Source organism: Fictibacillus sp. NRS-1165 (assembly GCF_050468105.1).
GTDB lineage: Bacteria > Bacillota > Bacilli > Bacillales > Fictibacillaceae > Fictibacillus_C > Fictibacillus_C terrinigri.
Map to the genome: position 1 here is coordinate 233874 of NZ_JBDPNU010000019.1, position 19630 is coordinate 253503.

Here is a 19630-nt window from a genome sequence, read left to right on the forward strand (position 1 = left end):
GCGCTTTTTTTTCTGCTCGTAAAACGTTTATCTCTGGTATTTTGGGCGGTTCGGTGAAAGAATAGACAGATAAAGGAGTGATCGGGCATGTATTTGGGAGTGGATTATTATCCGGAGCAGTGGCCAAAATCAAGATGGCCGGAAGATGTAAGGCTGATGAAAGAGCTTGGGGTTAACGTGGTGCGCATCGCTGAGTTCGGCTGGCAGCTCATGGAGCCGGAAGAGGGCGTTTATGATTTTACACTTTTTGACGAAGCGATCGATCTTCTGACAGAAAACGGGATCAAAATCATCCTCGGCACACCGACCGCGACTCCGCCCGCATGGATGGCACACCGGTATCCCGAAATTCTTCCAGTTGATGAGAACGGCGTAAAGATATCTTTCGGCGCACGCCGCCATTACACGGTAAACAGCAAGGTGTATCAGCAATTTACAAAGAAAATCGTTGAGCGACTGGCGGTGAAGTACGGCCAGCATCCTGATGTGATCGGCTGGCAGACAGACAATGAGTACGGCCATGAAAAATCTGACCGCAGCTATGGTGATGAAGACAGGTTGGCGTTTCAAGAATGGCTCCGCCATAAGTATGGCAGCCTGGATGCATTGAATGAAGCATGGGGCACGGTCTTCTGGAGTCAGACTTATACGGCATGGGAACAGGTTCCGCTACCCAGAAAAGTGTTCCAGGAACATAATCCGGGGCTGCTGCTGGATTTTGATCGTTTTTGCGCAGACAGCTACACCGCATACAACAAGCTCCAGGTTGAGACTTTAAGAGCACACATTTCAGATCAGCAGTTCATCACCCATAATTTCGTGTTCACCGAGCTTGCGCAAAAACAGCGGGATATCGCGAAGGATCTCGACTTCATCTCCTTTGATAACTATCCGGTTTGGGGAGGGCTTGCTGAACCGATCCCGCCAGCGCAGATCGCACAGCAGCATGATCTTTGCCGCTCGACAAAAGACGGAAAAGGTTATTGGGTGCTTGAGGAGCTTTCTGGCGCGCAGGGATGGAGCCATATCGGCTATCTTCCCCATCCTGGCCATATCAAGCTCTGGACGTACCAGGCGATAGCCCGGGGGGCAGAAGCGATCGTCTATTTCAGATGGCGCGCCGCTCGTTTTGGAACGGAGGAATTCTGCCATGGTATCTTGGATCATGATGGGAAGCCGAGGCGAAAGTTTCAAGAGGTCAAAGAGACCTTTGAGGCACTGAAAAAAATTGGAGATGAATGGGTGGCTTCCACATATAAGGCCGAAGTCGGCGTGTATTATGACGTTGAAAACGCATGGGCATGGCGCATCCAGCCGCAAAGTGATGCGTTGACCCATAAACAGGAAATGCTTCGTTTCTATTCCGGAGCCTATCGTTTGAACGCGGCAACGGATATGGTATCCCCAAAGAGCAGCCTGGACGGGCTGAAGGCAGTCATCGTTCCTGTTTATTTTTTAACGAATCCGGAATTCACCGAAAAACTGAAAAAGTTTGCGGCAGATGGCGGAACGGTTGTGCTTTCTTATCGCGCGGGCGTCAAAGAACCGAACAATGCGGTGACGGAGCATACACTGCCGGGTGAGCTTGGGGAACTGGCGGGCATTGAAATCCATGAGTACGAATCTCTTCAGACTGGCCAGCAGAACCGGGTCACTGGAAAAGCGGGAAACATCAGGGACATCATGTCACCGGCCACGGTGTGGTGTGACTTGATCGAGCCGAAATCGGCGGAGGTTCTCGCTGTCTACCGGGACGCTTTTTATGAAGGAACACCTGCGATCACGAAGAATAAATACGGGAAAGGCCAAGTGTATTACATCGGAACAGCGGTCGAAGATTTTTACCTTGTCCGGCTGTACCGTGACATTTTTGCTGAGGCTGGCGTAAGCACGATAGAGCTTCCGGATGATGTGGAAATGGTCATACGGACGGGAGAGGCCGGCAAAAAATTCCTATGTTTATTGAATCACTCCACGACAGTAAGCCACCGCGTCTCCCTGCCGCATGGCACCTGGATGGACGCCATGACAGGTGAAACATTCAAAGGAGACGTCAGGCTGCAATCTTTAGGATCCTTTCTGTTGATTCAATAGAAGGATATGGTGCCAGGCGCCGCCGTTACACACTTGTGTAATCGGCGTGCCTGGCACCTTTTTTATAAATTATGAAACTTTTAAAAGAATTGACCCGTAATAGGAAGTGGTATATGTTAGTATTTGGAAATGGGGTAAAACAAATGAACAAACAGATGCAGGGAGGAAATATGGAAACTGGATATACGCTGGAATTAAAACAGGTAACAAAACAGATAAAAGGCAAAAGCATAGTAGACAAACTGTCGTTTGGTGTCAAAAAAGGCGAAATTTTTGGCTTGCTCGGGCCAAATGGGGCGGGGAAAACGACAACAATCCGTATGATTGTAGGTTTAATCTCTATAACAGAAGGAGAAATTCTGGTGAATGGCCTGGACATTCGCAAACACTATGAAAAAGCGATGGAACAGATCGGGGCTATTGTTGAAAATCCGCAAATGTATGACTATTTGACCGGCTACAACAACCTTATGCAATATGCGCGCATCATGCCAGGCGTCACGAAAGAACGGATCGATGAGGTCGTGAAGCTGGTGGAAATGGAATATGCCATTCATAAAAAAGTAAAAACCTACTCGCTCGGGATGAGGCAGCGGCTCGGTGTAGCCCAGGCTCTTTTGCATAATCCATCTCTTTTAATTTTGGATGAACCGACAAACGGGCTGGATCCTCAAGGGATGCATGATCTTCGCCATTATTTGCGGGTACTTGCCGATCAGGGGACCTCAGTCATCGTTTCCAGCCATATTTTAGCGGAAATGGAGCTCATGTGTGACCGTGTCGCCGTAATCCAGAACGGTAAACTTGTTCGGATTGATGACGTGACCAATGTGACCGATCAGGCAGACGCCACTGTGCATTTTCAAGTCGAGGGCGATGTTTTAAAAGCAAAAGATATCCTTGTTGAACAGCTCCCGGATCTACCGGTTGCGGTCGAGGCTAAGGAACTTGTCATAATGATTCAGCAGCCTGAAGCGATTGGCGATATCAATAAAAGACTGGTCATGGCAGGTTTTACGGTGTATGGCATTCAATTAAAGAAAAAGACATTGGAAGAACGATTCCTTGAAATGACAGGGAAAGGGGGAGATTCGAATGAAGTTTCTGTCGCTGGTCACTAATGAATGGATCAAAATTTTCAGCAGGGTCAGAACGTGGGTGTTTATAGCCCTTCCTGTACTCATCGTTCTTGGCGTGGCCATCTACGGCAAGGTTACAGAAGACCAATCGGCAAAAACGAACTGGAAGCAGGAGCTTACCGAACAGAATAAAGGATTGAAAAAGGAAATCGCTCAGGCTAAAAAGGATAAAGCACCTAAAATGTACAGGGATTCACTAGAGAGCGAGTATAAACAGAACGAGTACGCAATAAAGCATGATATCTCACCATATGAAACGACAAGCTGGAAGTTCATGAAGGATTTCGCGCCGATGTCTTCCCTATTGGGACTGTTTGTCATCGTAGTGGCGAGTGATATTGTTGCTGCCGAGTTTGCCAAGGGTACGGTTAAGATGCTTCTGATCCGGCCATACAGCCGCTGGAAAATACTGCTCTCCAAGCTGCTTGCAACCCTTGGATTTGCCTTCTTATTGTGGATTGTTCTCATCGTTTCCACCTGGCTGATCGGCAGTGTATTCTATGGATTCGGAGGAATGGATCAGCCGTATCTGACCGATTTGAATGGGGTTGTCCATGAAAAATTGATCTCTCATTATGTATTGGCCAACATGGGGCTGGAGTTCATCGAGTTTGCAGTGCTTGTGGCATTGGCGTTCATGATTTCTACGTTGTTTTACAGCAGCTCTGTGGCGATCGGTGTTTCAATGTTCGTCACGTTTGCCGGGAATATCCTTACGACAATATTCAGCAATAAACCATGGGCAAAATATACACTGTTCCCGAACATGGAACTCACCCAGTATCTTGATGAAGGAATGCAGCTCATAAAAGGCATGTCACTATCTTTTTCATTAGGCATTCTCGCAATCTATACGGCAGTTTTCCTAGTGATCACCTTCGCCGTCTTCCAGAAGCGTGATGTGAGGGCCTAGGGATCCGTGCCCATTGAATGGGTGTTTTTTGAATGGTGCCTTTGAATGGTGCCAGGCACAGCCGTTACACAAGTGTGTAATTGGCGTGCCTGGCACCATTTTTTTAATGGCTTCCTTCTTCGCAGTTAACTTCTGTCTCACCAGGATGGGCAAGATGATGGACGATTCCGCTGATCACGGCTTGATCCGATAATTCCAGTTCCTCATAGACTACATCCTGGGAAAATTCCTCATTCGTGCTGAAATTCTGTTCGTGCGTGCTGTTTTGTTCTTCGTAGTTTTCTTTCTTCCTATCCATTATCCTCAGCCTCCTTTTTCTTATGATTTGGGTGCCAGGCACCGGCCGTCACATACTTGTGTAATAGAGGTGCCAGGCACCTTCTATGTGGCACCTCTCTACCATTCCTTAGTACTTCCCTACCAGGAGAATGGGTATAAATATCAGAAAAATCGGTATATTTATTCTTTGCAAAGGATTTTCCTTCTAATATAATGGCGAGCATACCAATTGGAAGGTGGGGAGAATCATGAGCACGTTAACAGCAGTTAAGGAGAGCCAGCGAATAGCCATTCGTGCGGAAATGAACGCACTTTCGATGATGGAAGAGAATAATTTTGATTTTATTTCCTGCAGGCCAGGTATCATGCATTCGCGCGGCCGCGATAACCATACGGCTATTCTGTTTGGTACGGGAAACGATTCAACGAAGAAAAAGGACGAGCTGCAAGCTAAGGTCCGTTTTATGTTTCAACACCATGCGGAAGAACCTTTCCATGATGGCGCAGAGGATATAGTACAAGAAGGCTTTATGAATGGTGTTGAAGCCGTGATTGGAACCCAATTCCAGCCAGCGCTTGCACAAGGTAAGGTGGGGATCGTTTATGGGCCAATGATGGCGGCTCTGGCCCCTTTTTTCCTGACTATTCACCGTAACGGGGGCCATGCAGTGCTTCCGCATCCAGAAATCGGCAGCATCGCAGTTGCCTCACAGATTGTAGCACCGGGAAGCAGAAAAGAGGAGGCTGTTATATGAGACTGATTCACTGGATTGCCATTTTGCCGTTTATCGGAATGTTTGGAGGCCTGGTTTTCGCCAATAAAGTGGAACCTTATGTGCTGGGCATGCCCTTTCTAATGTTTTGGATCCTGCTTTGGGTCTTGATTACGTCCCCTCTGATGGCTCTCATTTATAAATTAGATCCTGCGAACAAGGAGGAGAACTAATGAATACATCACTGATCATTCTCGCGCTGTTTTTAATTGTGTCCTTGTACCTTGGAGTTCGTGCCAAACGGGGGAAAGATATGGACCTCGAGCAGTGGAGCGTCGGCGGACGGGGTTTTGGCACGATGTTCGTGTTTCTTTTGATGGCGGGAGAAATCTACACGACGTTTACATTTCTTGGCGGAAGTGGCTGGGCATATGGTAAGGGCGGCCCGTCATTGTACATTCTGGCTTATGGCGCGCTAGCTTACGTCATCTCTTACTTTTTGCTTCCCGCGGTCTGGAAGTATGCCAACGAAAACAAACTCGTGTCACAGTCTGATTTTTTTGTCAGCAAATATAAAAGCCCCTACCTCGGAGTGTTTGTTTCCCTCGTGGGCATAGTGGCCATGATTCCCTATTTGGTGCTGCAGCTGAAGGGTTTAGGAATCATCGTATCAGAAGCTTCGTATGGGAAGATATCGCCGGTTGCCGCAGTGTGGACTGGTGTGCTGACTGTAACAGTGTACGTCATGATCTCCGGTATCCACGGTTCAGCATGGACAGCTGTTTTAAAAGACTTCATGATTCTAGTAATCGTGGTATTTCTGGGAATCTATCTTCCCATTCACCATTACGGCGGTTTTCAGCCGATGTTTGAATCTATTGAAGCCGCGAAGCCAGGCTTTCTTGCCCTTCCGAGTGAAGGGATGAGCGTGAGCTGGTTCATTTCAACCGTTTTATTGACCGCACTAGGGTTTTACATGTGGCCCCATACGTTTGCATCCTCTTTTACAGCGCAAAATGCAAAAGTGTTCCGCAAAAATGCAGTTTTCATGCCGCTGTATTCGCTCGTCTTGCTGTTTGTCATGTTTGTCGGGTTCGCCGCGATCTTAAAGGTTCCTGGTTTGAAAGGGCCCGACGGCGATCTATCACTGTTCAAACTCGCCGTGCAAACGTTCGATCCCTGGATCATCGGATTGATCGGAGCGGCAGGGCTGCTTACCGCATTGGTACCGGGCTCGCTACTTCTTATGGCGGCTTCAACCCTCTTTGCGAAAAATGTTTATAAAGCGGTTTACCCTTCCGCGAGTGAAAAGCAGGTGGCTAAGCTGGCTAAATACCTCGTGCCGGTCATGGCCCTCATCTCGGTCTTCTTCACGTTTAAAGGAGGAGACACGATTGTAACGCTGCTATTAATGGGATACAGCCTCGTCACTCAGCTGTTTCCAGCCCTGGTTTTAAGCCTGTCGAAAAAGCCCTTTGTGACGAAACAGGGAGCGTTTGCAGGAATCGCCTGTGGTGTTGCCGTTGTAGCCTATGTATCGATCAAAGGAACAACGCTGGCCATCCTGCTTCCTATGCTGCCGCAAGCCGTCAAAGACTTGAATATTGGCATCGTTGCTTTGCTGGTCAACACCATTGCCCTCCTTGTGGCCAGTGCTTTAACACGACCGGTTGCCGTCAGCAACAAAGCAGAAAGCGAAAAGATGGTTTAATTTAAAAGGTGCCAGGCACCGCCCTTACACAAGTGTGTAATCGCGGTGCCTGGCACCTGCTTTTTTATTTCACTTTGAATATTTTTGTTTTGTCTCTTTTTGCATAGACATTGCCAATGGAATCTGCGACAGGCTGTGTGATGTGGTATTACTGTTTTTCTTTACTATAAAAAAATAAACCGATCATTCGATGCCCGGCACCAATTTTTTTCTTTTTGCTCCCGATTTTGATAATTTAAAAGTAGAAAAAGTTTCGGGAGGGGTTTGTGTGGCACTCGCGTTTGACCATCTTGTATATTTTACCGATAAAGCATTGAACAATCATATTGATAGCCTGAAAAAACAAGGCATTCATGCAGTCCGGGGCGGCAGCCATAAAGATTGGGGAACTTATAATACACTCTCTTATTTTGGCTTGACCTATGTGGAATTTTTAGCTGTCGAAAAAGAAGAAATCGCACGGAAGGCGACACAAAATCCCTTGATCGGCCAGCTGATGCAAAGTTTTCCCGAAAAACAGGGCCCTGGCCAGTTTGCCATCCGCACTGATCGAATTGATCATCTAAAAATCCTGCTGGAGCAGAAAGGTTTGGAGACAAGACTTTTCCCTGGAAGCCGTAAACGTGAAGATGGAAGCACCCTCAATTGGAAACTGTTATTTATAACGAGCAATGACAAGGGAAACAAGCTGTCTCCGCCGTTTTTCATAGATTGGCTCGAGCCGGATATGGAACGCGATACAGACCTTCGGGAAAAAGGGTTTATCGGCAAACATCCGGCTGGGGATCTGAGAATGGATCACTTGAAGATTATCGTAGAGGATGCAGAGAAAACATCACTGACCTGGCAGGGATGGCTGGGGTTATCCAAAGGGCGGAGCTACATTGATAATGACCTTCAGGCTGAATGTACGGTACTGGAACTGGACGGCTGCAGACTTCATTTTTGCTCTCCTCTTGGCGAGGGGCCAGCTCAAGATCTCCTCAGAGAAAGAGGAGAACGTCCTTATGAGCTGGTTTTGAGCAACGGGTTAAATTTGAAGTAAAAGGGGAGGAAACGTTAGTGGAAAAACAGCGGGACGGCTCTATTCTATTATTTGATGGTGTCTGCAACTTCTGCAACGGGATTGTTAATTTCTTGATCAGACAGGATAAGAAGGGGCGGATTTCCTTCGGTTCTCTGCAATCGGATGCCGGTCAGGAGCTGCTCCGTGAATTCCGTCTTCCTCAACAAGATTTTGAAAGTCTAGTTTATATAAAAGATTGCCGCATCTATCAAAAATCCACGGCAGCACTCGAGATTGCCAGGGATCTCGGAGGCCTGTGGATTGCTGCCTATATCCTTGTCGTTATCCCTAAGCCGCTGCGCGATGGACTGTATTTCTGGATCGCCAAAAACCGTTACAGATGGTTCGGCAGAAAGGACCACTGCATGATCCCCACACCCGAGATCCGAGAACGGTTCATAGATTAGCCTTCGTTACTAATTGGTGCCAGGCACCGCTGTTACATAAGTGTAAAATCGCGGTGCCTGGCACCAAGCACTAAAAAAGCTGTCCCCAAAAAGGGTGACAGCTTTATGCACATTGGTTCAGTTCGTTTAGTTTTTGGTCGAGCAACTGGCTTAACTGTACAAGAAGTGGGTCTGCAAGGTTGTTTACGCGGGTGCTCATTACGTACATTGTTAAGCGGATGGCGTCGATCTCAAGTTTCAATGTTAGTATATTTTGTTGAGTCATATCCATTCCCCCTATACAGAAAAATGTTTTATAACTTCACGTTCAGAGAAACATCTCTATATATTCCCATTTTATACTAGATATAGGACAGTGTCTATTTAATTTTCTCAATATATAGTATATTTTTTGAAAATTTTGATAGTTTTTATGGATTTTTTACGAGGAAAGAGAGGAATCACGCTTCTTTGTTTGTTTTTGTAAAAAAATGTCCCGGGAAATGCAAGAACAAAGGCGAGGGAATTTTACAAAACAAAATGCAAATTATTTTTTAAACCTAGATAAATAAACAAGCTTAATTGCCGCTCCTGAATATACTGTCAATAGCTATCGGAAAGGAGTGGCTGGATTGTTGTTGAAACATTTTTTATGCAGATTAAAAGGCGAACATGAAGTTCCTCCTGTTGGTACCCGGGCAACTGGAAACACTGAATTTGTCCTAAGCTCCAATGGAACCAAGCTCCACTACCGGCTTCAGGTTAACAATATAAGGAAGTTAACTCAAGCACGCGTTCATTTGGGACAAGCAGGTAAAAGTGGTCCTGTCGTCGCTTATCTGCTGGCCCATATTAAACCTAGCATCAGCTTGAATACAGGAATCATAACAGGTTGCATCACCAATAAAGAATTAATTGGCCCACTTCAGGGACAGCCCCTGTCTAAGCTTGTGGAAGAGATTAACGAAGGTAATGTTTATGTGAATGTTTTTTCGGAGTTTAGTCCGGGCGGGGAACTGCGCGGTCAAATCGAGCCGATCAAGTAAAGAATACGACGGCGTAGCTTAAAGGAGCTAGGCTGTTTTATTTTGAGATGCCGTTTATGGTGCCAGGCACCGCCTTTACACAAATGTCAAAACGTGGTGCCAGGCACCGCCTTTACACAAATGTCAAAACGTGGTGCCAGGCACCACGTACACGACATCACCGAGAAAATGACAGGATATTATGGCATAATAGACACAATGATCTACAAAAACTGACGGATTCTGAAAGGAGCTGTTAAGATGGATCCGCGATTTAAAATATCCAATCGGGAAGCCTTGATGGGCATCGGGCTTGCCGTTCTGAACTTCATCTGGTGGTACGCTTTTTCCTACGGGCTTGGCGGAAAACCTGTGAAGGAATATCACTACATATGGGGTTTGCCAGCATGGTTCTTCTATAGCTGCGTCGCCGGCTTTATCGTATTTTCCATCCTCGTATATATCATGGTTAAATTTTTCTTCACAGAGGTTCCCTTCGAAGATGAACCTGATCGGGAGAACCTGAAGGAGGAAAAGAGATGAACTGGGAAGTTATTGTTCCTTTACTTGCCTTTTTGATCGGTATGTTTCTCGTTGGGATGTACACCTCACGCAAGGTTGAAAGTGGTTCAGGGTTTTTACAGGACTATTTCCTGGGCGGCAGGCATCTGGGCGGCTTCGTTCTCGCGATGACCATGGTAGCTACATATGGAAGTGCGAGCAGCTTCATCGGCGGTCCGGGAATCGCCTATAAGCTCGGCCTTGGCTGGGTGCTGCTAGCGATGGCACAGCTTGTTACGGGTTACTTCACCCTCGCTGTCCTTGGGAAAAAGTTTGCCATTGTTGCAAGAAAGATCGACGCGGTCACGCTGATTGATTTTCTGAAAGCACGATATGAAAACAAGTGGGTCGTTATTTTGTCCGCAGCAAGCATCAGCATCTTTTTGTTCTCGTCAACCGCTGCGCAGTGGATAGGCGGCGGCCGGCTCATCGAGTCGTTCACTGGTGTTTCTTACCCTGTGGCCCTGCTGATCTTTTCGTTTTCCGTCCTCGTTTATGTCATAGCAGGCGGCTTTCGTGCAGTTGTCATTACAGATACATTAATGGGAATTGTCATGTTTGTCGGAACACTCATTATATTGGCAGGAACGATCATTGCAGGTGGAGGGGTTCCCCATATCATCTCGACCCTTGCTGCTGAGAATCCGAATTTGATCACACCCTTCGGCGCGGACAAGTCTTTGACGCCGCTTTACGTTTCCTCGTTCTGGCTGCTTGTGGGCATTGGGGTCGTTGGCCTCCCGCAAATCTCGGTCCGGGCCATGTCCTATAAAAATTCAAAAGCGATGCACCAGGCGATGATCATCGGGACGTTTGTCATCGGGTTCATCATGCTGGGGATGCATTTGACTGGAGTGTTTGGAAGAGTCGTCATACCAGGAGTGGAAATCGGAGATAAGGTGATGCCGATGCTCGCACTGAAGGTATTGCCAGGATGGCTTGCGGGTATAGTGCTCGCAGCACCGCTTGCTGCGGTCATGTCAACGGTGAACGCCATCCTGTTGATCGTAAGCTCCTCCATTGTTAAAGATATCTATATCAATTACATTAAACCGGAAGCCAGTCAGCAATCGGTTAAACGCTTGAGTTTTTCAGTGACTGCCATTATCGGAATCCTGGTATTCATCGTGTCTCTTTATCCTCCGGACCTGCTGATTTGGCTGAATTTGTTTTCCTTTGGCGGTCTGGAAGCAGCATTTATATGGCCGGTCGTCCTTGGTCTTTATTGGAAGAGAGGAAACGCAGCCGGTGCTGTAGGTTCCATCGTGACAGGTGTACTTTCCTACGTCCTTCTCGATACATTCGCTCCGAACCTGTGGGGAATGCATACCGTTGTAGTGCCAGTCGTACTTTCTCTAGCGGCTTACGTTATTCTAAGTTTAATTTCAAAAAACAGCGCTCAGTCATCCCTGGGGAAACAAGGAATTATTTAATTTGGTGTCAGGCACCTCCATTACACATGTGTGTAATATGCGGTGCCTGGCACCCTTTTTTACACCTTTTCCCATCAGTAATTTGACGGATTTTACTGCACCCTAAAATAAGACATGCCTAAACAAGTGCACATCCCATCAAATGAAAAAGGAGGATACAAGGAGTGAAAAGAATTAAGCAGTTGCTTTTCTTTATCCTTCCAATCTGCACGGCAGCTGTTTTGCTTGAGACACCATTTAAGAAAGCCGATGCATCTCCCGTTTTCCGGATTCCATTTCCGGCAGGACAAGTTTGGATCGGGCAGACGAGGATGAATCATAATCCACAAAATGCAGTCGATCTCAACCGTCTGTATGATGAGGGAGATACGGTGATCGCTTCTGCTGCCGGGAGAGTCATTAAAGTGAAAAATCTGGGTGGCCGCAGTTATGGAAGATACATTGTCATTGACCATGGGGGCGGCTGGCAGACCTTGTACGGCCATTTAAGCGGTGTGAATGTATCGGTCGGAAAGAGGGTCTCGCAGGGCCAAAAGATTGGAGCAGTAGGAAGCACGGGTGGTTCCACTGGTGCACATCTTCATTACGAGCAAAGATACAATGGCAAGGCAGAACGAATCCGATGGAACGGCCATAGCATCTTTTATTGGGGAAGCAAAACATATAAGAGCTAAGAAATGCGGTGCCAGGCACCGCATTTACATATGTGTGTAACGACGGTGCCTGACACCGAGTGATATGACACCGAGTGATAGCAGCGAGAAAATAGCACCGGCGAAGGAAAGAAGGAAACCCAAAACCACGAAACAGCGCCTGCACATTGTCCGCAGGCACCGCTCGATTCATGCATTCTTTCAATACTAAGAAAAAGTGTGTTTATTTTCCATCGAAAATCCCCGCGCTCTACGTTTCACTATCCCTCCTCAATAAGGTAAAATAGAAGCTGTATCTATTGTATTGGATGAAACTATGAGGGGATGTTGGTATGTACGCGGAACCGATTTTTTTGCAGCCGGTGTTTAAAGACCGGATATGGGGAGGAACGAAGCTGAGAGAAACGTTCGGCTATCAGATTCCGTCTGAAACAACGGGAGAATGCTGGGGGATTTCAGCCCATCCCAACGGTCCGAGCAAAATATTGAATGGCCCGCTAAAAGGTATGACCCTGAACGAAGCGTGGCAAAAGCACAGGGGTCTGTTTGCCGGCCAGGAAGGCGACGACTTTCCTTTGCTCGTTAAAATTTTGGATGCTAAAACAGATCTTTCTGTTCAAGTGCATCCGGATGATGAATATGCACAGCGAGTGGAACATGAGGCGTTCGGAAAGACCGAATGCTGGTATATTATAGATTGTGAGGAAGGATCCGAGCTCGTTTACGGCCATCATGCAAAATCCAAGGACGAGTTTCAATCGATGGTCGACGACGGGCAGTGGGACAAGCTTCTTCGTAAAAAGAAAATAGAACCGGGTGACTTCGTATATGTTCCGAACGGCACGATCCATGCGATCGGGGCAGGGACGATGATTCTTGAAACCCAGCAGAGCTCTGACGTTACCTACAGAGTGTATGATTACGACCGAAAAGACGATCAAGGCAACACGAGAGATCTTCATATTAAACAATCGATTGAAGTAGCGATGATTCCGCATGTGGACGCCCACTTTCAGCCTGTTGAAGATAAACAGGGTGATTTGATGGTGAAAAAATTGATTAAAGAATCTTATTTTACCGTTTACCATTGGGAACTGGACGGCACCTCTTCGAATCTAGAAAACCCAATGTACATGCTAGTCAGTGTTCTCGATGGGGAAGGAGAGATCGAGACGCAAAACGGCACGTCTTCCTTTAAGAAGGGTGACCATTTCATCGTGCCTTCTACTGTGAAGAAATTCTCTCTTAAAGGAAACGCAACGTTTATTGCATCTCACAGCAGTTAAAAAAACAGTTGCCAGGCACCAATAAAATGGCACAAATAAAAGCTCGGGGAGGAAAAGATATGAAACTTGGAGCGATAGAAGCGGGAGGCACGAAGTTTATTTGCGGGATCGGCGATGAAAACGGAGAGGTGTTTGAACGGATCAGCATACCGACGACCACTCCGGAGGAAACGATCAGCCAGGTTATTGAATTTTTCCGCGATCAAGAGATCGGTGCGATGGGGATCGGCTCTTTTGGGCCTGTCGACCTTGATAAGAACAGCGGTACATATGGCTACATTACAAGCACGCCAAAGCCTCATTGGGCACAGTACAACCTGGTCGGGGAAATTCAGAAACATATCCATGTTCCTGTTGCGTTTGATACTGATGTAAACGCTGCCGCGCTTGGCGAATTGGAGTGGGGGGCAGCAAAGGGATTGGACTCATGCATCTACATGACTGTTGGGACAGGCATTGGGGTAGGTGCAATCACGGAGAGCAGGCTGCTTCACGGTCTTACGCACCCTGAGATGGGGCACATCCTAGTGAGGCGCCATCCCGAAGATCATTTTGAAGGAAGCTGCCCGTACCATAAAGATTGTTTGGAAGGAATGGCAGCAGGCCCGGCTGTTGAGAAACGATGGGGCCAGAAGGGGATCGAACTTGCAGGAAACGAAAAGGTTTGGGAGTTTGAGGCCCATTACCTTGCCCAGGCTCTTGTAAACTATATTCTCATTCTTTCCCCGAAAAAAATGGTTCTCGGCGGAGGTGTGATGAAGCAGCAGCAGCTTTTCCCGCTCGTCCGCAAAAAGGTGCTTGAGACGCTCAACAGCTATGTACAGCATCCGCTGCTTACCGAGGAAACCATTCAAGACTATATCGTCCCTCCAGGTCTTGGCGATAATGCCGGGCTTTGCGGCGCGATTGCCCTTGCAAAAAACCTGCAGCATTAAATACGGCAAGCCCGCTTCTCTTAAGAATTTGGCAGATGAGGATTATGGAAGAAGGGTAGAGGAAGGGCTCAAGAAAGCCAATGCGGAAAACACCTCCAGCAGGGAGCCGATGGGTGCAGAAGGAGTAGAGGATGCACCGCGTAAAGCAGAAGAAAAAGGCCACAGCCAAGACGCTTATTGATATGAAAAATAATCAATGATTAAAAGCCTGTCTCTCAGCCAAGATGAGAATGACAGGCTTTTTTTGCTATCTTTGCACCCGTTCGGCCAGGGACATGATGGATTGGCTCAGTGTATCAAGCTTGCCTTCGATCCTGTGCAGAAGATACAGCGTCACCATCACTGGAAAGCCCACATCGCTTACAAAGGAGAGCCATGTTTCCATGTTTTTACCTCCTTTCAGCAAGATACCCCAACCGGCATGACGGCCGATTGGGGTTTATTCCATCCTTCAACTGTTGCGTTATGGAAGCACGATATCACTTGAGGTGCGTTCTGTGATGCGGGCGCCTTTCTTTTTGACAAAATCACCGCCGTTTGAAATGAAGATGTTCTGTGCGATCACCGTATCCATAGCAGCTTTAACAGCGGCGGAATCCACAGGTTCTTTCGGGCTATCCCCCTCATAAAGGCCTTTCGAAAACCCCCGTTACCTTCATTCAAAACGTCATTTTCACCATATTTCCTGTTCCGTTTTGCACTTTTGATCAAATGACAGCCTGAAAACGGAGCATTATCTTTAGATTACCGGCGGAATAAAACGTAAGGCACGTGTCTTTCTTAAGGATGAAACAGGTGGAATTCAATTTTGACCGTTTGGCCGCTCAATTCGAACCATTAATCAAATCACAGATTGATTCGCTGGGTATTACCCGGCATTATGATGAGTATTACCAAGTAGGACTCATTGGGCTTTGGGAGGCTTACAAGAGGTTTGACAGCAGGAAGGGAGAGTTCGGGCCATTCGCCTATCGAACGGTGAGAGGAAAAATGCTGGATCAATTAAAAAAGGAAGCTCAATATAAAGCCGTTCATGCAGAATTTTGTCTCGGGCTGACAGAAACGATCCACTTTGAAGGCGGTGTTCTTCCTCTTGAAAATGAAATGTTGGAGTTCTATCTTTCTGGGCTAACGCTGAACCAGCGAAAATGGGTCGTGAAAAAAATTTTCCGCCAAATGAAAGAGACAGAGATCGCAGAGGAAGAGGGAGTCAGCATTCACGCGGTAAAATCTTGGAGAAAGCAGGCTCTGGTGAAGCTTAGAAGACACACAGAAAAGACTTCCTAACTTCCCTTTTTTCTAAACTTTCAGATAAAATCATGGACAAACTTTTGTTTGAGAGATAAACTAAAGTTGGCAATTTAGAAGATTATGGATAAAAAGGAAGGTGTTTCAATGACGAAAGAGTCTCAAATCATCAGCATTATTCAGAGAAATCCATTTATCAGCCAGCAGGAGATCGCTGATGAACTCAGCCTGTCCCGCTCAGCTGTAGCGGGTTATATATCCAGCTTGTTGAAGAGCGGAAGAATTAAGGGCCGGGCTTATATTTTGCCAGAGCTTAGAGGGATAACCTGTATTGGCGGGGCTCATCTAGACCGAAAAGCTTTATGCAAGGAGTCCATTCAGTACGAAACATCAAATCCCGTTTCCATCACGGAGACGTGCGGAGGCGTCGTCCGCAATATCAGTGAGAATCTCGGAAGGCTTGGGTGCAATGTCAGTCTCATAAGCTATGTCGGCCACGACAAGGAAGGTGACTGGGTTCTTAAAAACACAGGGAAACATGGGGTGAATATCAGCCAGGTGCAACGGGACAGCGGGCAATCCACCGGGACCTATACGGCACTCCTGGGAAAAAACGGGGATCTGGCCGTTGCGCTTGCAGACATGAACATTTATGAACAGATGACAGTACCGTTTATCATGGAAAAGTGGCCCCATATCGCGCTTTCCAGCATGGTCGTTCTGGATACGAACCTGCCGGAAAAAACACTGTTCTATATTACAGAGCGCTGCAAACTGGAGGGGATACCTGTCATGGTTGATCCAGTATCGAACCTTAAGGCCAAAAAGCTGATGAAATCGCTGGATGGCATTCACAGTATCCTGCCAAATAAGGAAGAAGCCGAAATGATTGCCGGCATGAAAATCGAAAGCATGGATGACTGCAAAAAAGCAAGTAAGTCCATTCAGGAGCGTGGTGTGAAAAATGTCATCATCACCCTTGGAAGCGAGGGAGTGTATGCTGCTTCAGAAAATGAATCTCTTCATCTTCCGGCCTTCCCCGTGAATACAGTGGATGTGACGGGGGCAGGAGACGCATTTGCAGCTGGGTATCTGTTCGGCCTTTTTCAGAACGAAGGTTTTGTCAAAGCGTGCCGCTACGGTCTGGCACTGGCTTCATTAACCTTGCAGACCGGCATGTCCGTATACCCGCATCTGACAGAAGAAACCATTACACAACTCGTGGAGGAAACCGAATGCATCAGTATCTGACCTATACAGAAGAAGTGAAAAAAGCATTGGAGATGGGCAAGCCTGTTGTTGCTCTTGAAACGACGATCATCTCACATGGCATGCCATATCCGCAAAACGTACAGATGGCGAGAGAAGTAGAGCAGATCATCAGAAACAATGGGGCTGTGCCTGCTACGATCGGCATAATGAATGGAAAAATAAAAATTGGGCTGAACGACGAAGAGCTTGAAGAGTTTGCAACGAACGAGCAGGTGGAAAAAGTAAGCCGAAGAGATTTTCCGTATATCCTGTCCTCCGGAAAGATGGGGGCAACGACAGTCGCAGCTACGATGATCGCGGCAGATTTAGCAGGCATCCGCATTTTTGCAACGGGTGGAATCGGCGGCGTGCACCGCGGAGCAGAAACCACCATGGATATCTCTGCGGATTTGACAGAGCTTTCACATACGAACGTCGGCGTGATCTGTGCCGGGGTAAAATCGATCCTGGACATCGGAAGAACATTGGAATACCTTGAAACAAAAGGGGTGCCGGTTGTCGGCTTTAAAACGGAGGAATTTCCTTCCTTTTATTCAAGAGAGAGCGGCTTTGGCGTCGATTTTCGCTTGGATGAGCCGGAGGAAGTCGGAAAAGTGCTGAAGACGAAGTGGGACCTGAAGCTGAACGGCGGAATTGTCATCTCCAATCCAGTGCCGGCTGCCCACGCAATGTATCATGATCAAATTGAATCTGTTATTTTGGAAGCGCTTCAAAAGGCAGATGAACTGAAAATCACAGGTAAAAATGTAACGCCGTTTCTGTTGGACAGCATAAAACAGCTGACCGAAGGAAAAAGCCTCGAGACCAACATCGCACTCGTTAAACATAATGCAGAAGTAGCGGCCAAGATTGCCGTGGCGTATGCAGGACAGAAAAGCGAGCAGCTGGTTTAATTCTTTGTCTTTGAACGTAAAAAAAGAGGAGTGCAGCTGAGCACTCCTCTTTTTCTTATTGATTTGAAGTTCTTCGTTCGAGCGTACCGCTCCAAGCAGTCAGGAGCACGGCTCCAACGACCATCAGTCCGCCAACCCATGGCGTATGAATCAAGCCGATGGAATCCACAACAAGCCCGCCGACATAGGCACCGATGGCGATACCTACGTTAAACGCTGCAATGTTGATGGCAGAAGCTACATCGACAGCGGATGGAACATATTTTTCAGCGAGCTGAACGACATAGACCTGCAAGCCAGGAACATTCATAAATGCAAACAGACCCATAATGACGATCGTTACTGTTCCCATTACTTTTAGAGGAGCAGTAAAGGAAAGGACGAACAAAACGATGGCTTGAATAATAAACATCCATAACAAGGCACGGATGGGGTTCTTGTTGGCTGCTTTTCCGCCAATCGTATTTCCCATCGCGATCGCCAAACCATAGACGAGCAGAATGATGCCTACGGTTTTAGGATGGTAGCCTGTAATTTTTTCTAAAATAGGCGCCAAAAACGTAAAGGCTACGAATGTTCCGCCATAACCAAGCGCTGTAATGGCAAACGCGAGCAGAAGCCTTCCGTTGGTGATCAGTTTAAACTGGTCGCTGAATGAAGCTTTTGATGCACTTTTTAAATGATTAGGAATCAAAAACAGACTAGCGATAAAGGCGATGACCCCAAGCAAGGCAACGGCAGCGAAAGTTGCTCTCCAGCCGAATGTCTGGCCGATAAACGTCCCGAGCGGAACACCGGTTACGGTCGCTACGGTCAGACCGGTAAACATGATCGCGATCGCACTCGCGCGTTTATCCTGAGGGACAAGATCGGCGGCGATGGTGGATCCGATGGAAAAGAACACGCCGTGTGAAAAAGCGGTAATGACACGAGCGACCAGCAATAATGCAAAGCTGTGGCTTAACGATGCCGCCGTGTTTCCAACGATAAATACGAGCATAAGAAGAAGCAAGAGTGTCTTCCTATTTAAACGGCTTGTAGCTGCCGTAAGAATCGGAGCACCGAATGCAACACCGAGTGCGTAACCGGAAATAAGCATACCGGCTAGTGTAATGGATACATTTAAGTCATCAGCCAAAGATGAAAGCAGTCCAACTGGGACAAACTCTGTTGTTCCAATTCCGAACGCGCTGATCGCGAGTGCGAGAAGCGCGAATGTTCCTTTTTTCTCTGATGGCTGTGTTTTATGTGAAACAGTATTTGAAACCATAATAAATCCCCCTTCAACTTGATAGAAATGAGTGCTGTCAGCAAATTCAGCGCACAGGCGCGCCAAAGATGCTGTGCGGCTGACTAGGGTTATTATGGAGCCTAGCGGAAGCATTGAGAAGTACGCACTTTCAAGTACCGCAGCCACCTCTTGGTGCGGTAGGAACCCGAGGGTGCCATAGGTACTTAAAGGTGCCTATACAGGAAGTATTGAAACAGAAGTGAACCTGTGGTATGATACGGGAAGTCTTATACGGTTGATTATTACTTATAGGGTTTGTTTTGATCCATAGTATAAAAAAGTAACTATTAAAGGAGGAAAGACGAGAATGAAGAAATATAACATTCCGGTTGAGGCGGCGTTGGAAGTCATCGGCGGCAAATGGAAGGTCGTTATTCTTTGCCACCTTACAAAAGGCACAAAAAGAACGAGTGAACTGAAACGTTCCATGCCTGGAATCACACAAAAGATGCTGACGCAGCAGCTTCGCGAGCTTGAAGCCGACGGCGTCATCGAACGAATGATCTACCAGCAGATCCCTCCAAAAGTGGAATACTTCCTTACTGATTACGGCTGGTCCCTGAAGGAGATTCTCGATTCCCTTTGTGAATGGGGCGAGAAACACATCGAACGCAATTACGAGGACAAATCTCTAGTATTAGTTGAAGGATAGTTAACAATAATGGTGCCAGGCACCCGAATTACACACATGTGTAATCCCGGTGTCTGGCACCAAAATACTGCGGGTGTAAT

At 47.1% G+C, this 19630-nt stretch carries 23 protein-coding genes and 1 pseudogene; 19 read left to right on the top strand and 5 right to left on the bottom strand.

Annotated elements, in window-relative coordinates; all coding sequences use genetic code 11:
• Positions 1 to 87 precede the first annotated feature (87 nt).
• The 3 genes from ABHN01_RS08205 to ABHN01_RS08215 all read left to right on the top strand — a co-directional run bounded on the left by ABHN01_RS08205 (position 88) and on the right by ABHN01_RS08215 (position 4146).
• Positions 88 to 2094, top strand: coding sequence for a beta-galactosidase (locus ABHN01_RS08205; RefSeq protein ID WP_429875110.1), 2007 nt, complete (start codon positions 88 to 90; stop codon positions 2092 to 2094).
• Between the two features lie 170 nt (positions 2095 to 2264).
• Positions 2265 to 3215, top strand: coding sequence for an ABC transporter ATP-binding protein (locus tag ABHN01_RS08210; RefSeq protein WP_429875175.1), 951 nt, complete (start codon positions 2265 to 2267; stop codon positions 3213 to 3215).
• On the top strand, positions 3190 to 4146 hold the full coding sequence (locus tag ABHN01_RS08215; RefSeq protein WP_429875111.1) for an ABC transporter permease: 957 nt from the start codon (positions 3190 to 3192) through the stop codon (positions 4144 to 4146). The genes ABHN01_RS08210 and ABHN01_RS08215 overlap by 26 nt, the downstream gene beginning before the upstream one ends.
• Positions 4147 to 4249: 103 nt before the next feature.
• On the opposite strand, the gene ABHN01_RS08220 is transcribed toward ABHN01_RS08215, so the two are convergent.
• On the bottom strand, positions 4250 to 4444 hold the full coding sequence (locus tag ABHN01_RS08220) for a hypothetical protein (protein WP_429875112.1): 195 nt from the start codon (positions 4442 to 4444) through the stop codon (positions 4250 to 4252).
• Positions 4445 to 4673: 229 nt separating this feature from the next.
• Here ABHN01_RS08220 and ABHN01_RS08225 point away from each other — a divergent pair, with 229 nt between their 5' ends.
• From ABHN01_RS08225 to ABHN01_RS08245, 5 genes are all read left to right on the top strand, one after another.
• Positions 4674 to 5180: a M20/M25/M40 family metallo-hydrolase gene (locus ABHN01_RS08225; protein ID WP_429875113.1), complete on the top strand. Its 507-nt coding sequence runs from the start codon at positions 4674 to 4676 to the stop codon at positions 5178 to 5180.
• Complete coding sequence (locus ABHN01_RS08230) at positions 5177 to 5371, top strand: DUF3311 domain-containing protein (protein ID WP_429875114.1); 195 nt, start codon at positions 5177 to 5179, stop codon at positions 5369 to 5371. Before ABHN01_RS08225 ends, ABHN01_RS08230 begins: the two co-directional genes overlap by 4 nt.
• A complete protein-coding gene (locus ABHN01_RS08235) occupies positions 5371 to 6849 on the top strand; it encodes a sodium:solute symporter family protein (RefSeq protein ID WP_429875115.1) in 1479 nt (492 codons plus the stop codon). Before ABHN01_RS08230 ends, ABHN01_RS08235 begins: the two co-directional genes overlap by 1 nt.
• A gap of 268 nt (positions 6850 to 7117) precedes the next feature.
• The gene (locus ABHN01_RS08240; protein WP_429875116.1) at positions 7118 to 7894 is read left to right on the top strand and encodes a VOC family protein; all 777 of its coding nucleotides are present in this window, start codon (positions 7118 to 7120) and stop codon (positions 7892 to 7894) included.
• Positions 7895 to 7911: 17 nt separating this feature from the next.
• A complete protein-coding gene (locus ABHN01_RS08245; protein ID WP_429875117.1) occupies positions 7912 to 8322 on the top strand; it encodes a thiol-disulfide oxidoreductase DCC family protein in 411 nt (136 codons plus the stop codon).
• A gap of 103 nt (positions 8323 to 8425) precedes the next feature.
• On the opposite strand, the gene ABHN01_RS08250 is transcribed toward ABHN01_RS08245, so the two are convergent.
• The gene (locus ABHN01_RS08250; protein WP_290397813.1) at positions 8426 to 8587 is read right to left on the bottom strand and encodes a Spo0E family sporulation regulatory protein-aspartic acid phosphatase; all 162 of its coding nucleotides are present in this window, start codon (positions 8585 to 8587) and stop codon (positions 8426 to 8428) included.
• A 346-nt stretch (positions 8588 to 8933) separates the two neighbouring features.
• Between ABHN01_RS08250 and ABHN01_RS08255 the strand changes: the two genes are divergently transcribed.
• The 7 genes from ABHN01_RS08255 (at position 8934) to ABHN01_RS08285 (ending at position 14375) form a co-directional block, all read left to right on the top strand.
• Entirely contained in the window at positions 8934 to 9347 is a 414-nt protein-coding gene (locus ABHN01_RS08255) for a CHRD domain-containing protein (protein WP_290397814.1), read from the top strand.
• 240 nt (positions 9348 to 9587) lie between these two features.
• The gene (locus ABHN01_RS08260; RefSeq protein ID WP_429875118.1) at positions 9588 to 9869 is read left to right on the top strand and encodes a YhdT family protein; all 282 of its coding nucleotides are present in this window, start codon (positions 9588 to 9590) and stop codon (positions 9867 to 9869) included.
• On the top strand, positions 9866 to 11320 hold the full coding sequence (gene panF / locus ABHN01_RS08265; RefSeq protein ID WP_429875119.1) for a sodium/pantothenate symporter: 1455 nt from the start codon (positions 9866 to 9868) through the stop codon (positions 11318 to 11320). The genes ABHN01_RS08260 and panF overlap by 4 nt, the downstream gene beginning before the upstream one ends.
• A 164-nt stretch (positions 11321 to 11484) precedes the next feature.
• A complete protein-coding gene (locus ABHN01_RS08270; RefSeq protein ID WP_429875120.1) occupies positions 11485 to 11994 on the top strand; it encodes a M23 family metallopeptidase in 510 nt (169 codons plus the stop codon).
• Positions 11995 to 12305: 311 nt separating this feature from the next.
• Positions 12306 to 13259 (top strand): mannose-6-phosphate isomerase, class I, encoded by a 954-nt coding sequence (gene manA / locus ABHN01_RS08275; RefSeq protein ID WP_429875121.1) that lies wholly within the window; start codon positions 12306 to 12308, stop codon positions 13257 to 13259.
• 59 nt (positions 13260 to 13318) lie between these two features.
• Complete coding sequence (locus tag ABHN01_RS08280) at positions 13319 to 14194, top strand: ROK family protein (protein ID WP_429875122.1); 876 nt, start codon at positions 13319 to 13321, stop codon at positions 14192 to 14194.
• Complete coding sequence (locus ABHN01_RS08285; RefSeq protein ID WP_429875123.1) at positions 14172 to 14375, top strand: hypothetical protein; 204 nt, start codon at positions 14172 to 14174, stop codon at positions 14373 to 14375. Before ABHN01_RS08280 ends, ABHN01_RS08285 begins: the two co-directional genes overlap by 23 nt.
• 66 nt (positions 14376 to 14441) lie before the next feature.
• On the opposite strand, the gene ABHN01_RS08290 is transcribed toward ABHN01_RS08285, so the two are convergent.
• Both ABHN01_RS08290 and ABHN01_RS08295 read right to left on the bottom strand, forming a co-directional pair.
• Positions 14442 to 14579 (bottom strand): YvrJ family protein, encoded by a 138-nt coding sequence (locus tag ABHN01_RS08290; RefSeq protein WP_290397821.1) that lies wholly within the window; start codon positions 14577 to 14579, stop codon positions 14442 to 14444.
• A 78-nt stretch (positions 14580 to 14657) separates the two neighbouring features.
• A pseudogene (locus ABHN01_RS08295) lies at positions 14658 to 14798 on the bottom strand (DUF2922 domain-containing protein); the annotation flags it as partial.
• A gap of 191 nt (positions 14799 to 14989) precedes the next feature.
• Here ABHN01_RS08295 and ABHN01_RS08300 point away from each other — a divergent pair.
• From ABHN01_RS08300 to ABHN01_RS08310, 3 genes are all read left to right on the top strand, one after another.
• Positions 14990 to 15481, top strand: a complete 492-nt coding sequence (locus tag ABHN01_RS08300) for a sigma factor (protein ID WP_429875124.1) — start codon at positions 14990 to 14992, stop codon at positions 15479 to 15481.
• 108 nt (positions 15482 to 15589) lie between these two features.
• Entirely contained in the window at positions 15590 to 16693 is a 1104-nt protein-coding gene (locus ABHN01_RS08305; protein ID WP_429875125.1) for a carbohydrate kinase, read from the top strand.
• Positions 16678 to 17607, top strand: coding sequence for a pseudouridine-5'-phosphate glycosidase (locus tag ABHN01_RS08310; protein ID WP_429875126.1), 930 nt, complete (start codon positions 16678 to 16680; stop codon positions 17605 to 17607). The genes ABHN01_RS08305 and ABHN01_RS08310 overlap by 16 nt, the downstream gene beginning before the upstream one ends.
• 55 nt (positions 17608 to 17662) lie before the next feature.
• On the opposite strand, the gene ABHN01_RS08315 is transcribed toward ABHN01_RS08310, so the two are convergent.
• Positions 17663 to 18877 carry an MFS transporter gene (locus ABHN01_RS08315; RefSeq protein ID WP_429875127.1) on the bottom strand — a complete coding sequence of 405 codons (1215 nt, stop codon included), beginning with the start codon at positions 18875 to 18877 and terminating at the stop codon, positions 17663 to 17665.
• 328 nt (positions 18878 to 19205) lie between these two features.
• Here ABHN01_RS08315 and ABHN01_RS08320 point away from each other — a divergent pair, with 328 nt between their 5' ends.
• On the top strand, positions 19206 to 19550 hold the full coding sequence (locus tag ABHN01_RS08320; RefSeq protein ID WP_429875128.1) for a winged helix-turn-helix transcriptional regulator: 345 nt from the start codon (positions 19206 to 19208) through the stop codon (positions 19548 to 19550).
• Positions 19551 to 19630: the final 80 nt, after the last annotated feature.